At 44.2% G+C, this 12,620-nt stretch carries 19 protein-coding genes; 2 read left to right on the top strand and 17 right to left on the bottom strand.

The window, feature by feature from the left end:
• Positions 1-107: 107 nt before the first annotated feature.
• The 9 genes from BMY78_RS04130 to BMY78_RS04090 form a co-directional block, all read right to left on the bottom strand.
• Positions 108-848 carry an SDR family NAD(P)-dependent oxidoreductase gene (locus tag BMY78_RS04130; protein ID WP_090894952.1) on the bottom strand — a complete coding sequence of 247 codons (741 nt, stop codon included), beginning with the start codon at positions 846-848 and terminating at the stop codon, positions 108-110.
• Between the two features lie 47 nt (positions 849-895).
• Positions 896-1,618 (bottom strand): class I SAM-dependent methyltransferase, encoded by a 723-nt coding sequence (locus BMY78_RS04125; RefSeq protein WP_090894950.1) that lies wholly within the window; start codon positions 1,616-1,618, stop codon positions 896-898.
• 267 nt (positions 1,619-1,885) lie between these two features.
• Entirely contained in the window at positions 1,886-2,392 is a 507-nt protein-coding gene (locus BMY78_RS04120) for a GNAT family N-acetyltransferase (protein WP_090894948.1), read from the bottom strand.
• Between the two features lie 30 nt (positions 2,393-2,422).
• Complete coding sequence (locus BMY78_RS04115; RefSeq protein WP_090894946.1) at positions 2,423-2,896, bottom strand: NUDIX domain-containing protein; 474 nt, start codon at positions 2,894-2,896, stop codon at positions 2,423-2,425.
• A gap of 28 nt (positions 2,897-2,924) precedes the next feature.
• Complete coding sequence (locus BMY78_RS04110; protein WP_090894944.1) at positions 2,925-3,449, bottom strand: YfiT family bacillithiol transferase; 525 nt, start codon at positions 3,447-3,449, stop codon at positions 2,925-2,927.
• A 47-nt stretch (positions 3,450-3,496) separates the two neighbouring features.
• On the bottom strand, positions 3,497-4,039 hold the full coding sequence (locus BMY78_RS04105; protein ID WP_090894942.1) for a GNAT family N-acetyltransferase: 543 nt from the start codon (positions 4,037-4,039) through the stop codon (positions 3,497-3,499).
• Complete coding sequence (locus tag BMY78_RS04100; protein WP_090894941.1) at positions 4,036-4,578, bottom strand: hypothetical protein; 543 nt, start codon at positions 4,576-4,578, stop codon at positions 4,036-4,038. The genes BMY78_RS04105 and BMY78_RS04100 overlap by 4 nt, the downstream gene beginning before the upstream one ends.
• A 20-nt stretch (positions 4,579-4,598) precedes the next feature.
• A complete protein-coding gene (locus tag BMY78_RS04095) occupies positions 4,599-5,039 on the bottom strand; it encodes a hypothetical protein (protein WP_090894939.1) in 441 nt (146 codons plus the stop codon).
• 58 nt (positions 5,040-5,097) lie between these two features.
• Positions 5,098-5,769, bottom strand: coding sequence for a class I SAM-dependent methyltransferase (locus tag BMY78_RS04090; protein ID WP_256222194.1), 672 nt, complete (start codon positions 5,767-5,769; stop codon positions 5,098-5,100).
• A 225-nt stretch (positions 5,770-5,994) separates the two neighbouring features.
• On the opposite strand from BMY78_RS04090, the gene BMY78_RS04085 reads away from it, so the two are divergent.
• A complete protein-coding gene (locus BMY78_RS04085) occupies positions 5,995-6,768 on the top strand; it encodes a sporulation protein (RefSeq protein ID WP_090894935.1) in 774 nt (257 codons plus the stop codon).
• 101 nt (positions 6,769-6,869) lie between these two features.
• Here BMY78_RS04085 and BMY78_RS04080 read toward each other — a convergent pair whose 3' ends face one another.
• From BMY78_RS04080 to BMY78_RS04070, 3 genes are all read right to left on the bottom strand, one after another.
• Positions 6,870-7,160, bottom strand: coding sequence for a hypothetical protein (locus tag BMY78_RS04080; protein WP_090894933.1), 291 nt, complete (start codon positions 7,158-7,160; stop codon positions 6,870-6,872).
• 245 nt (positions 7,161-7,405) lie between these two features.
• Positions 7,406-7,549, bottom strand: a complete 144-nt coding sequence (locus tag BMY78_RS33185) for a hypothetical protein (RefSeq protein ID WP_256221947.1) — start codon at positions 7,547-7,549, stop codon at positions 7,406-7,408.
• 25 nt (positions 7,550-7,574) lie between these two features.
• Positions 7,575-8,144, bottom strand: coding sequence for a DMP19 family protein (locus BMY78_RS04070; protein ID WP_090894931.1), 570 nt, complete (start codon positions 8,142-8,144; stop codon positions 7,575-7,577).
• 282 nt (positions 8,145-8,426) lie between these two features.
• Here BMY78_RS04070 and BMY78_RS04065 point away from each other — a divergent pair, with 282 nt between their 5' ends.
• Entirely contained in the window at positions 8,427-9,584 is a 1,158-nt protein-coding gene (locus BMY78_RS04065; RefSeq protein ID WP_090894928.1) for a glycosyltransferase family 4 protein, read from the top strand.
• Between the two features lie 247 nt (positions 9,585-9,831).
• On the opposite strand, the gene BMY78_RS04060 is transcribed toward BMY78_RS04065, so the two are convergent.
• The 5 genes from BMY78_RS04060 to BMY78_RS04045 all read right to left on the bottom strand — a co-directional run bounded on the left by BMY78_RS04060 (position 9,832) and on the right by BMY78_RS04045 (position 12,420).
• A complete protein-coding gene (locus tag BMY78_RS04060; protein ID WP_256221946.1) occupies positions 9,832-10,350 on the bottom strand; it encodes an NUDIX domain-containing protein in 519 nt (172 codons plus the stop codon).
• Between the two features lie 66 nt (positions 10,351-10,416).
• Complete coding sequence (locus BMY78_RS04055) at positions 10,417-11,079, bottom strand: HAD family hydrolase (protein ID WP_090894924.1); 663 nt, start codon at positions 11,077-11,079, stop codon at positions 10,417-10,419.
• On the bottom strand, positions 11,066-11,242 hold the full coding sequence (locus tag BMY78_RS32740; protein ID WP_177185647.1) for a hypothetical protein: 177 nt from the start codon (positions 11,240-11,242) through the stop codon (positions 11,066-11,068). The genes BMY78_RS04055 and BMY78_RS32740 overlap by 14 nt, the downstream gene beginning before the upstream one ends.
• Positions 11,243-11,366: 124 nt before the next feature.
• Positions 11,367-11,537 (bottom strand): YHYH domain-containing protein, encoded by a 171-nt coding sequence (locus BMY78_RS04050; protein ID WP_094030689.1) that lies wholly within the window; start codon positions 11,535-11,537, stop codon positions 11,367-11,369.
• Between the two features lie 103 nt (positions 11,538-11,640).
• A complete protein-coding gene (locus BMY78_RS04045) occupies positions 11,641-12,420 on the bottom strand; it encodes a Cof-type HAD-IIB family hydrolase (RefSeq protein ID WP_090894922.1) in 780 nt (259 codons plus the stop codon).
• Positions 12,421-12,620 lie beyond the last annotated feature (200 nt).

Here is a 12,620-nt window from a genome sequence, read left to right as displayed (position 1 = left end):
ATTAATTCTCACTACGTTGCAGAGCTCAAAACAAAACACATGCTCCAGATTCATCACTAGAATTCTGGAATCATGGGAGCAAACAGAACGCAAATTAGTAAATTCTATTATCCCTCCATAGTATGGAGGACCTTGCTTGGATCACTGATTTCTTCCATCCGTTCAATTAATTGCTTGGCGACATCTTGTGGCGATCTTAATTGGCCTGCTTCATAGACCTGACCGAATACCTCAGACAGTGCAAATTCCTCTGCACTTTTGCCTCTTGCCACAGCCTGTAGCTCAGTATCTACCATCCCTGGATCGAATGCAATCACTTCAACGGGATTGGGTTGCCCGGATTGTTCCATCGCTACGCACTGGGTGAACATGTTTATTCCAGCTTTGGAGGCACAGTAAGATGCCATTGAAGGTGCCGGGTAACTGCCTGAACCGGACGATACATTGACAATTTTTCTGCGTGTGGTCAGGTGGTTGGTATGTTGTATAAAAGATGAAGTCAGAATCATAGGCGCTGCCAAACTGATGTTCAGATTAAGACTGATCTCCTCTGCACTGCACCGATCTATCGATTTCAACGGTTCCAGCATCGCTGCATTGTTTATGAGCCCAATGAATTCAACTTCTTGCAAAGATATCTGTTTCAAAATGTGTGAGACAAGCTCTTCGATACCACTAAGGTCACCAAGATCGTACTGAAAATGCTTATAACGATCAGTCGCTTCCTTCATGTCAGCTGTTCCGCGTGCAATGCCGTAGACGTAATCTCCTTTTTCCACTAACAATTCTGCGAGTTGCTTACCGATCCCCTTGGACGTACCTGTAATGATAAAGTGCCTGTTTCCCATGTACTTTAACACCCTTTCTGTTACGCATTTTGGTTAGAAACATCTTATTATGTATGGATTGGTTTTCTCCACAACGTCACCCATAGAATGGGCAAGCCAAAACAATCTTCATCCTGATCCATCTCCTTCATCGGTCGCAACTCCACGCATTCAAATGGATCTTCAAGCAAATAGCGAAGCTTTTCCTCCGTAAAAGCCAGACCACCTTTCATCGACTTCTCACGGTATACCTCCCAATCGTCCATAACGCTCTCCGGTCCACCCTGACCGCCAAATCCTGGAGCAAAGCAGGTCATTCCAAAATACCCTCCAGGTTTAAGTGCTTTCTGAATCATCTGTATGTAGGGAATTCGCTGATGTGGCAGCAGGTGGTGAAGACATCCCGAATCATAGACCAGATCGTACTCTTCCTGTGGCGTGAGTTCAAATGCTGATTTGCATTCGAAATTCACCTCAAGCTTTTCTTCCGCTGCTCTTTCCTTGGCCCAGGCAATGGCTGCCTCCGAGAGATCATAAGCATCTACCTTATAACCCTGACGTGTTAGATATATTGCATTTCTTCCCGGGCCACAACCTAGCTCCAATGCTTTACGCCCAGGTAATATCCCTGAGTTCACATGTGCTACCAGATTTTCATCCGGCTTGTTTGGAAAAAAGGGAATCGGTCGGTCCCGATCTTCATAGAACGGTTCCCAAAATTGCTTCGCTGATCTGAATTCTGCGTCAAGCATGTCATATAGATCCTGGACATTTTTAATCGTCTTCTCCATAGCCACATTCCTCCTCGAATTCATACAAAATATCCTGTACATTCCCTCTTATGAATCGATCTCTTTCCCTTTAAATCACCCGATTTATCACGGTTTCTACGCTAAATCAACTACCCTCTATTATAACATTTCCAACTAATCCAACTCTATTTTTCTTGTATGATTCCGAGCCAAAAATGGTCTATTTACATGTAAAAAACGACGTTTAGAAGAAAGTACCTCCCTGTCTTCTCAACATCGTTTTAATCCTTTTTGTTCAGGATTCGATCAGCTTAACTTCTTCGTTAGATACAGCACCACATCGTCATCGATAATCGTTTCATCGCCCCACTTTAGATAACGATCATGCTTGTGAATACCAAGACCATCCGGTATATATCCACGACGGGCATACAGAATTTGAGCTTTGCCATAATCGGAAAACACCCCGACACCAATCCCCGCAGTATCGGTTCTCTCCTGAATAACTTCTTCTGCCCGGTCCATCAAACGTGATCCAATTCCCTGACGCTGATACTTAATCAGTACATTGAAATCATTAATTTCCGGAATACCCTGTTCCTTGAACGACGGGTAATATGAATTCCACAATACATTTACGTAACCGGCAAAAGCACCAGCAAGCTCCGCTACCAGAGTCACCCGCTCACCATTCTGCTGTTCTGCAAGATATTGAATATACTGCTCTGCCGATTTCGCCCAACCCTGTTCCTGAAAAGCCTGCGAAATTACGACCGGATCGCTCTCATCCAAAAGTCTGATATGTATATTCATCGATGTAATCTCCTTAATATTATTAGATATTTAAATGTTATTTTCACAAAAAGTCAGATCCACGAAGTGTTCGTGTGTCCCTTTGGCAGAATACATCCTCCACTGCTGCAAAAAAGTATAAAACATGTCCCCAAAACTCATACCCTCTGGCAATGTATCCACCATTTTTATCGCATCAATTTCCGAATTAGGTTCCATCGATACAGCACGGAATTCCATAATATTCGCATAATAGACCAAGCCGAATTTTCCGTTCATTTCATAGATTCCGAAGGGTTCAAGCATGAACTTCATTGCCCCTGTCTCTTCATACAGTTCTCTTCCAGCAGCTGTAAGAACAGACTCGCCAGCTTCACGATTACCTCCTGGGAATTCCCAGCCTTGGCGTTTAAGGTTATGAATAATGACGTATTTCTCCTGAAACTGAGTAACCATGATGACAAACTGAATCTCTTGTTCCAATTCATGAAATTCACTTAGTTCCAGCCACTGTTGCCCTATCATCAGTAATTACACCTCACATATTTCACCCCTAGATTTCCAACCTGCTTCTAAGCGAGGTAATATGGGCAACGTGGTGCCTGCCATGCCATGCATATACGCCCAAATTGTAGTCCAGTCTGGTCGTTTCTTTGGATGCGGGATGATAAAAGGTTTTGGCATAGTCTACATCTGATAATGTGTTTAACAGCGCTACCCAACGACGATGCAGCGCATCCAGGATTTGCAGGGAAAACTCGACGTCCAGCTCCCGCGAATCACTCAGTTCAGCCCATCGTTCCTCGTAATATGGTCTTATCGTAGGGTTATCCTCCGTCAGTGCCAGCTTGAAACGAACCATGCTATTCATATGGCTATCTGCCATATGGTGTATGACCTGTTTGAGCATCCAGCCACCTTCCCGGTAGGGTAACCTCAATTGGTCTTCACTCAGTCCTTTGACCGCTTCACGGGCACGCTCCGGCAACTCCGCAATATCCTGAATCCACTGCTTCCGCTGCTCTGGTGTGACCTCGCCTGTATGTTCAAATGATCCAATCGGGTATCTCAAATCCATCGATCATTCCTCCTTGTTTAAATGGTTTATATATACACATTGCCCTCCTATGGGGCATACTCCATCAGCCAGCAGTCTCTCATCTGTCCTTCGTGCAGCTCATGTTCTGGTAGAAGTCTGACCTTCCTGAAACCACACTTCTCGTAACAAGCTATGGCACGATCGTTCCACGTTTGCGGGTCCATGACCACTTTCCTGGCCTGCCTCTCGTTGACCAGATAAGCCAACATGGATTGTACTAGTTGTGTGCCAATACCACGGTTCCAGTAATCCACCTCTCCAATAAACTGATCTGTTCCATAGATGATTTCATCTATGTCACCATAACCATACTCATTCCGTTCTTCCTCCTCCAGTTCATAGAACTGGATATAGCCGATCGGTTTACCTTCGTGTTCAACCATACAACGATGTGCCGTATCCTCTTGACTATAAAAGTGCTCTCTGACCAAATTCAGATCATGCGGCTGATCACGGCCTTCATAATATTGAAGTACTACTGGGTCAGACAACCATTGAACAAGGAGCTGTTCATCCTTTTCATCCAGTAAACGCACCGTAATCTCATTCCATTGATAGATTAGCTTCATTCCAAATACTCCTTAATGATCTCCAGAGGCTCTCCTGAGACCCAGCTCAGGTCCTTCCCCAATAATTTTTCCTGATGAACATAATAGATCATCGGTTGCCGAATCAGTTCTGCCTCCTCACCCAAAGGATGAATAGTAAAACGCATCTTGTACGTGCCCACCGCATCAGGTATGGAGAACCCTGCAAATTCAGTTATCGCTGTTGATGACTGCCCCTGTAACGCTTGACGAAAAATTTCTTCCATTGCACCTGTGCTGCCGACGGAGGTAGGTCTAATAAATCGGTTGTCCTTTTTGTCATCAAAAGATATTGAACCCCAGCCAGGTACAAGGGGATAGACGGTGTGCTGACCCTTGTCTTCTTTTGTGCGTATAATGGTTAATTGCACCTCGTATTCATCCGCAGCTGTCTGCCGAATCGTGCCCTTCATGTTAACATCCTGCGCTGTAACGCTTGGAGCCAAATTATTATATACAATGAAAGCTGCTACAATAATAATTGCAATACCCGTTATCCAAAATATCGTACTTCTACGCATGTATTTAACCCCCAAGCTGATTAACCGTAAGTCTGAAGTAACTCGCTCTCCATTAGTATATGTGTAACGCTGTCCAGTTCCGGAGAAGCAGACCAATCACTATGTGTATTCAAACCATATTTAATCGTATGGATAACGCTATTGGCTGACATATATAAATTATGGTGTACTCCCGGTTCCACAATGATGTGATCTCCTTCGCACATAACTCTGATTTCAAGCATTTGATCATTCGTAAATTTTGCATAAGCGATCCAACCGGACTGCACAACATAGAATTCGGTTATATGGTTATGAAAATGGCTATTTTGCCATGCTCCCTGAGATGAAGCTACCGTTCTACAATAATAACTGCCATCCTCTGAAACCATTTTGTATTTCCGTTCCCCATTAGCCATCTGCTCGAAGGTGGTAATCACGTTGTCCGGCCCTAGATTTCGTTCTAAAGTTTCTCTATCCAAACCATTACACCTCCTGATCTGAAATACGAAGGTAGCATTCAAACTCTATAATCTTCCTTTAACGCCTTACGGCCTTCCAGATATATTTGTGCTCACGCACAGCAAGTCTCCCATCAATCAGATTTTCCTTCAGCTTAACTTGAAGCTGTTCATGGTACTCAAGCCGTGTGTAATCCGGGTTGCCAGGGATATCGGAAAGAAAGATAGCGAACTCTTTTTCATCAGGGAAAACCATTAAAGCCTCGTTGAATTCCTCAATCTCAATGTTTTCATACTGATTCATGTGCAGCCTTTCTTGTACCTTGCTTACATCGGTATGAATGCCAAAGATCACGCCACCCTTTCGCAGCAATCGCCCATGTTCAATAATGGACGTAGGTCCTCTGCGGTCATAGATCAGGTCGAACTGTTCGTCTTCGAAAGGCAATTCTGTTTTGGTTGTAGCGTAGACAAATTCAATATTTCCAACGTCACTGGCCTCAAGCCCAGCTTGAGCGATACGCAGCAGCTCCTTCGAATTGTCAAAACCCGTAATATGATCGGTATAGGCCGACATTTTTAATGTGAATTCACCATGACCACAACCCGCATCGAGCACGGATTTATGCTGAGGCAGCAACTGCATCAAACGCGCTTCAAATACATCTTCTGCTGAATTGCCCTCCCAGGTAAATACAGACCTACCCGTGTATCCTCCGTTACGCCGTGCAATCATGTCATACCATTCCATGCCCAATAGATATCCCCCCAGAAGAAAATCCCATATTAAACAACATTCGACACAGGCAAGTCGATTTCCCTGTACATAAGTTAACTTTTTTCTCACTAAAAAAGTTCAATCTATTCACATCTTGTGCTTGTTAAAATTTGAAACGCTTCTCTCGTAGGCGCCGTATTAAGCTCGAAGTCGTATTTTTCAACTTGGATAAACCAATAAGATGTGGAGGTTAAATGAATGTCTTTTTTTAAGAAAATGTTAGCCAGTGTAGGTGTTGGAGCAGCCAAAGTAAATACAGAATTACATACACCTCAGGTTACGCCTGGAGGCGTCATCTCTGGGATCGTGTACATCGATGGTGGAGACGTGGAACAGAATGTAGACCGAATCTACCTTACGATCAAAACCCATTACATACGGGAGTACAATGATCGAAAAGTAAATGAAACTGCCGTTGTAGCCAAATACTTGCTTACCGAAGGTTTTATATTACAGGCTGGCGCCAAACTGGAGAAATCCTTCTCATTTGATCTACCAGAAAATCTTCCAATTACACTGCATCGTGCAGAGGTGTGGGTTGAAACTGGCCTCGATATATCAAGCGCCATGGACCCCTCAGACCGGGACAGACTCCATGTCGTTCCTACAAAAGATATGAACACTGTGCTTGATGCGATTGATCTCCTCGGTTTCAAGCTGCGTGAAGTGACCAACGACTATGCTCCAAAGCTTGGTGGTAATCTTCCATTTGTACAGGAATTTGAATTCGTGCCAACGAGCAAATTCCGTGGTTATTTGGATGAGCTGGAAGTACTATTCTACCCGATGGGAGATTCACTGGAACTGTTGCTTCAGATCGACCGCCGCGCACGTGGACTTGGTGGCATTTTCTCGGAGGCGATGGGGACGGATGAGAGCTTTGTCCGACTGCATCTCTACGAGAGACACCTTGCACGGGGTGCGCAGTCAGTTGCCCAAGGTCTGGAAGAAGTCATTTCCAAGCATTTATAATCTATTAAAAATAGCCAAAAAAACAGTTCTCCTACCAACTTTCATTGGTGTAGAACTGTTTTTTGGCTATGTTTTTCTTTTATTAATAAACAAGTCCAACCTCAGGAACGCTTTGTCCAGCGCTGTATCCCCGATCGAAGTCCATAATATGCAGCAGCAAGCAAAAGAAATCCAACGGCAGCGATCAGAATCGAAGTAGTATCCCAACGGGCAATGGTGCCAAAAGCAACCTTGGACTGCAACAATGTGACGGATGAATCGGTGTTCATCATTTCAGGTGTATGATTCAGCGTCATTAACATGCCTTGAACGACATTCCAAGCCATAAAACCCAGTGTGAATAGCAAAGTTACCAGCAGGGATTCCACACCTAATCGTTTGTTGATCCTCATGATTTTGCCTCCTCAATTACGGTTTGATAACACTTTGGAAGTTATAACATTCACCACATCATCTGTTGTTTGGTCATCCGTTTGAATGTACTCTTCAAAGCGTGCTCCATGGAATGCTTCGACACACTTAACCGCTTGTTTAAAAGTCCATCCATCAGGCTTATCCCCTTGCTCCAACAATATCTCATGTAATGTTTCCATAGATGTCATCAGGGTAAAATGAAAAAGGTCAGTATCTAGCTCTTTCAGACCCCGATGGATGTAACTGAACTGCTCATGTAACCAATCTCTTCAGGATCGTAGATCATGCTGTTCGGAATTAGCGGCTGCAGCTTGGTTGCAGCAGAGGTTTTACCCGGGCCAAATGCCCCATTAATCGTCACAATCATAGTGACGCTCTCCTGCGTGTCAGATTCAATTAGACAAGAGGTGCTGCAACTCCTGTTTCAGTCGATCTTTGTTCGTATCCACATATTGATAAAGGAGTTCAAACACCTCTTCATTATCCGATTGCATGCTTAAATTACCCGCTTCCAGCTCCACCCGTTGCAAAACTTCATGGATCTGTTGTCCATGCGTATTCAGGGTCGTCGTTACATCCTGCTCGGAGAGTGCATTCACATTTTCTCTTAACTGCTGAGGCGTTACACCACTTTCGGATAACATACACTGGATGTTCTTCAGAATCTCTGCATCTGCATCATTGCCTATGCGCTGCATCGCTTCGGTCGTTTCACCCAGAAACTGCCCACTCGCATTTTCAAGAAAACCAGTCATGCCATTCATGGATAGCTCTGTATCCAGATCTATGATCAGGATGGTATCTCGCAATACCTGTGGAAGTTCAGGTCCGCACTCCCGAATGGTCGCAAATTCCGCACGATACAGATCCATGGCAACACTCCCCACCACTTCCTCCCCCGACATGCTGTCAAACTGATCCAAGGGTAATAATTGCTGCAATTCTTCCTGTAATTTGTTCATCTCTCTGCCTCCTGTATCTCTCTATCTATAAGTTCAACTAATGAATCTTTACACGATCACTCCGTTGACAGAGCAACCTTACGATCACTGTTATCCCCAGATTTTTTTGACGCCCATACATCATAGCAGAATATGTTATATAAGTTTATCCGATGTAAGTTTGCACCAAATCACTTCCCCGCACACTTTACACGGAATATGGATAAAGTTAACCTGCACTTGACCTTTGGAACATGATCCGCTGTTATGATCTTGTCATCAAGAGTCTTGGGAGGGGTTAAGATGCGCCTGGCCTTGTTCACCGACACTTATGTTCCGGAAACCAATGGTGTTGCCGGTACGCTGCACCGCTTGAGTAATCACTTGAACCGCAAAGGCATTGAGCATCTGCTATTCACACCGCAGTCTGTTATTGAAGGCAACGATGCCGCTCCGGTCCGTTCGGTGACGAACATCCCCTTTTTCCTCTATCCGGAATGTCGCATTGCCTTACCTAATCGAGCAGCCATTCATCGGGAGCTAAAGACTTTTCAACCAGATCTGCTGCATATCGCCACTCCGTTCAATATGGGTCTTTTCGGTCTCAGATATGCGCTCAAGCATCAGCTTCCACATGTCATCTCCTACCACACTCACTTCGATCGGTACCTCGAATACTACAGGTTGAAAAGTGTCATTCCTCTGTACTGGAAGTATATCCAATGGTTCCACCGGGCCTGTGATGCAACACTAACACCGTCTCAGGAGACCTTAAACGCATTGCAATTGAAAGGTATTCCACGTCTGAAGTTATGGTCCCGCGGGATCGATTGCAGCCTGTATTCACCTGATAAACGAAGCACCGATATCCGTACTCGCTACAACATAACGGCTCCTCTAATTTTACTCTACGTTGGACGAATTGCCCCGGAAAAAGATATCGCTACCCTCACCCTTGCCATGCAGCAGTTGCCAGAACCTATGCAATCCCGTGTACACTGGATTATTGTAGGCGATGGGCCATTACTTCCCAAAATGCGTATGCAATCCCCACCCAATGTCACCTTTACGGGGTATCTGCATGGTGAAGAGCTTGCTGCTATGTATGCTTCGGCAGATCTCTTTGTGTTTCCTTCCTCAACAGAAACATTTGGCAATGTGGTGCTGGAAGCGATGGCTTCGGGATTGCCGGTGCTCGCTGCAAATGGTGGCGGTGTAAAAGATTTGGTCACACATCATCGAAGCGGTGTTCTGTTCGAGCCGGGTAATGCGGATGCATTGATTCGGGAGATATGCCTCTGGGGAGATCATATGGATCAACTGAGGAATATGGGTCTTGAAGGCCGAAAACTTGCTGAGCAGCGTTCGTGGGATCATATTTTTGACAGGTTGGTCGGAGATTATGAGGAAGCCATTGAGAATCGGAGAAGACGTACGAAAGATCGAATCATTACAGCTTGATTTTCATTAAATAAACCGAATTGAATTGAATAACAGAAAATCACTGCTGCTCCAAGAGGCACCTGTTGAAGTTTGGATATTTATATCCTTCCTCCTTCCAATGAGGAAATTTATATGCAATACGAGATATTAAAAAAGAGCGGGGATGGTTGATATCCTCGCTCTTTATAACAGTCGTCTACAGACGGTTAAACGTATGGCTTTTTCAATGAGAGATAGGTCCCTTTCCCGGTCAAGACGTCTAACATTACACAACGGGTTCAAAGGATATCGTGTCTTGCATAATACTCCATTCTACCCTCGGTCTAGCCGCTGCCCCTTCTCCATTCAGCACATTCCCGATCCATATCTCGTCGGTCTCCTGATTCTGCAAAAAGTGCCGGATCGCAGCTCTAATCAGAATAGATGTATGTAAATCCAGCAGCTCATCCAAAGGTACCCAAAATAACTCCCCTTCATCTGATGGAATAAAGGCTCGATGTGTCGTCTCACCAAAATATACAAACTGCTGCCGAACTTCACCGTCGCTATACTGCATCAAAACATATCGAAGACGGAAATTTTCAATTTCCGCTTGCTTGAACCCCGTCTCTTCTTCAATCTCCCGGTAACTGGCGGTCATTGGTGAATTAAGCTCGCCATGCTCCAAATGCCCGCCAATACCACCCCAGAACTCAAAATTGAACAGCCTGCTGCCAGCCTTCTTCATCATCAACATGTCGTTGCCATTACTCAAAAATGCCGTAGCCATTTGTCTGATCTCCATGTGCATTTACCTCACTGTTCTGTTATGTAATGTTGTGTGGTTTGACTCTAATCTGACGATCTCCCCTTAGAGCAGGCCCTTTAATTCACCAAGATGCTCAATAGCATGCAATGGTTTGGTTGTAATGCTGTCCTGCCAAGGCTGATTGACCTTCATCCAGATCGTGCTCATGCCTACTTTTGCCGCTCCTTCAACATCATTGACAGGATGGTCCCCAATGTAGATACACTGCTCGGGAGAGAGGTTGAAATGATCCAATGCCAATTTGAAAATACGAGGATCGGGCTTTTTGACCCCAGCCTCTTCCGAAACGATAATATGATCAAAATCATCCCGGATGCCGAGTTGATCAATTTTTCCGTACTGAATCTCGGTTTTACCATTGGTAATTAAACCTGTTTTATATTTTTCTCTTAGATGCTGAACCACTTCTCTCGCCTGCTGCATCAGAACAGCACTTTTCACATACTCTCTGCCATAGAACTCCATCAGCTCCGCGTGAGGCGGATTCTCAGCCCATGGTAATTCATGCAGCAGCTCGTTGAACAACACATCCTTGTCCTTGTAACCGTCCTCATCCAGCTCAACAATTCGTTTATGAATATCATCCGTAGTCTCAAGATGGGCAAAATAATTGTTAATCAAGCTCTGGCTGAAGCTTTCAAAGGTACTTGTTCTGTTGAGAATCGTATTGTCCAGATCAAAAATAATTGCTTTAATATGATCCATCGTCATGCTCCTCCTGTCTGGTCTGTAAACGTTCTTTCCTCAATAGTTGCTCCAGTTTCCGATTGGTTTCGGCCTGCTCTTGAATTAACCGTTTCGTTTTAATTTCTATGCTGATGAGTGTGACCGTCATAATAATTACACAAATGATCCCAATAAACCCCATAATATCTACTCACCTCTAACGTAATGTTTATTGTATTCTGTTAGCTGCGACTACCATGAATTATAAACATGCAAACCCAACCATAGATCAGACCAGGGCTGGGTTTACCTTGTAAAACTCATTTTCATTTCTTCTTTTTGTGATAATGGTAGCCCGTGCACAGGCCTTTTTGTTTGGATTTCGCGGAACAATTATGTCCACCATTTTTGTCCAGTCTGCCTGGATGGGCATAAGCTGAAGAAGATACACCAATAAGTACGACAAGAGACAAGATTACAATGACAACCTTTTTCATAAGTCACCCTTCGATCACACCCTATGCTTTAGGGCTTAATTCATCCTCCATCATTCTACATGAAAACCCATAATTAGGATATCCTTATTGCTCCAAAATTTGCTTATTCTATGATTTTAAACTTCCTCAACGCATGTGTGATGCCATCCTCACTTGCTCGCAGCGTGACATAGTCGGCACTTTGTTTGACGCGCTCTCCTCCGTTTCCCATCGCAATGCCAAGACCCACATACTCTAGCAAATCAATATCATTTTCACCATCGCCAAAGGCCATTGCTTCCTCTTTCGATATATTCAGGTGGGCGAGCACTTTTCCTGCCGCTATCGATTTGGATACTTCGTTCTCTTCCAGTACGTTAGACACGTAAGGATGAAACCTCACGAATTTTAATGCTGGAAATCTGGAATGGAATTTCTCCGCTTCGGCTTGATCGGCATATAAACAAATGCAATACACTTCCTGTTCCAAAGAACTGATTTTCAAGGGGGACTCCATCAGACCGAGCGTATCTCTCAATGCATCGGTGACACGCACATCCGTTGTACATAAACCATTCATCTCGAATGACTCTGTAAAATAAGAAATACTGCTGCCGTTCAGCTCGGCAAATTCACTGAATTCTCTGACCATTCGTGCAGAAAGCACCGATTTATGTATCACTTCTTCACCACTCTTGATCAATGCCCCGTTAGCCGAAATCATGGTTTCAATCCCGAATTTCCTGAAATCTTCGCATAAACTGTACGGTCTGCCAGTGACCAGAACAACCTGTATGCCCCTACGAACCAATTTTCGAATGGAATCCTCTGTACTTGGAGAGAGACTTCGATCCTTCTCACTGAGTAACGTACTGTCCACGTCCATAAATACGATTTTAATCAAAGGAACACCTCCTAAGTTATATCAATTGAACTAAAGCATATTTACACCTGCCACTCCGATGACAGAACAACCTTCCGATCGCTGTTATCCCCAGATTTTTTTTGATTACTATTTTCAAAGGAGAAAATCCGAGAATAAAGCGAGGTGTATGCTTCCGATGCAGCTTTCTTTACAGAAAGCTTGTAGCTCCGCTTCTTCAG

Source organism: Paenibacillus sp. OK076 (assembly GCF_900110055.1).
Lineage (GTDB): Bacteria > Bacillota > Bacilli > Paenibacillales > Paenibacillaceae > Paenibacillus.
Note: the sequence above shows the minus strand (reverse complement) of the source record. Positions and strands in the feature narration are given on the sequence as shown.

Bases quoted from the DNA above. Each gene is read 5' to 3' on its own strand.
- BMY78_RS04130 (WP_090894952.1), bottom strand. From the start codon at position 848: ATGGGAAACAGGCACTTTATCATTACAGGTACGTCCAAGGGGATCGGT.
- BMY78_RS04125 (WP_090894950.1), bottom strand. From the start codon at position 1,618: ATGGAGAAGACGATTAAAAATGTCCAGGATCTATATGACATGCTTGAC.
- BMY78_RS04120 (WP_090894948.1), bottom strand. From the start codon at position 2,392: ATGAATATACATATCAGACTTTTGGATGAGAGCGATCCGGTCGTAATT.
- BMY78_RS04115 (WP_090894946.1), bottom strand. From the start codon at position 2,896: ATGATAGGGCAACAGTGGCTGGAACTAAGTGAATTTCATGAATTGGAA.
- BMY78_RS04110 (WP_090894944.1), bottom strand. From the start codon at position 3,449: ATGGATTTGAGATACCCGATTGGATCATTTGAACATACAGGCGAGGTC.
- BMY78_RS04105 (WP_090894942.1), bottom strand. From the start codon at position 4,039: ATGAAGCTAATCTATCAATGGAATGAGATTACGGTGCGTTTACTGGAT.
- BMY78_RS04100 (WP_090894941.1), bottom strand. From the start codon at position 4,578: ATGCGTAGAAGTACGATATTTTGGATAACGGGTATTGCAATTATTATT.
- BMY78_RS04090 (WP_256222194.1), bottom strand. From the start codon at position 5,769: ATGGAATGGTATGACATGATTGCACGGCGTAACGGAGGATACACGGGT.
- BMY78_RS04085 (WP_090894935.1), top strand. From the start codon at position 5,995: ATGTCTTTTTTTAAGAAAATGTTAGCCAGTGTAGGTGTTGGAGCAGCC.
- BMY78_RS04080 (WP_090894933.1), bottom strand. From the start codon at position 7,160: ATGAGGATCAACAAACGATTAGGTGTGGAATCCCTGCTGGTAACTTTG.
- BMY78_RS33185 (WP_256221947.1), bottom strand. From the start codon at position 7,549: ATGATTGTGACGATTAATGGGGCATTTGGCCCGGGTAAAACCTCTGCT.
- BMY78_RS04070 (WP_090894931.1), bottom strand. From the start codon at position 8,144: ATGAACAAATTACAGGAAGAATTGCAGCAATTATTACCCTTGGATCAG.
- BMY78_RS04065 (WP_090894928.1), top strand. From the start codon at position 8,427: ATGCGCCTGGCCTTGTTCACCGACACTTATGTTCCGGAAACCAATGGT.
- BMY78_RS04060 (WP_256221946.1), bottom strand. From the start codon at position 10,350: ATGGAGATCAGACAAATGGCTACGGCATTTTTGAGTAATGGCAACGAC.
- BMY78_RS04055 (WP_090894924.1), bottom strand. From the start codon at position 11,079: ATGGATCATATTAAAGCAATTATTTTTGATCTGGACAATACGATTCTC.
- BMY78_RS32740 (WP_177185647.1), bottom strand. From the start codon at position 11,242: ATGGGGTTTATTGGGATCATTTGTGTAATTATTATGACGGTCACACTC.
- BMY78_RS04050 (WP_094030689.1), bottom strand. From the start codon at position 11,537: ATGAAAAAGGTTGTCATTGTAATCTTGTCTCTTGTCGTACTTATTGGT.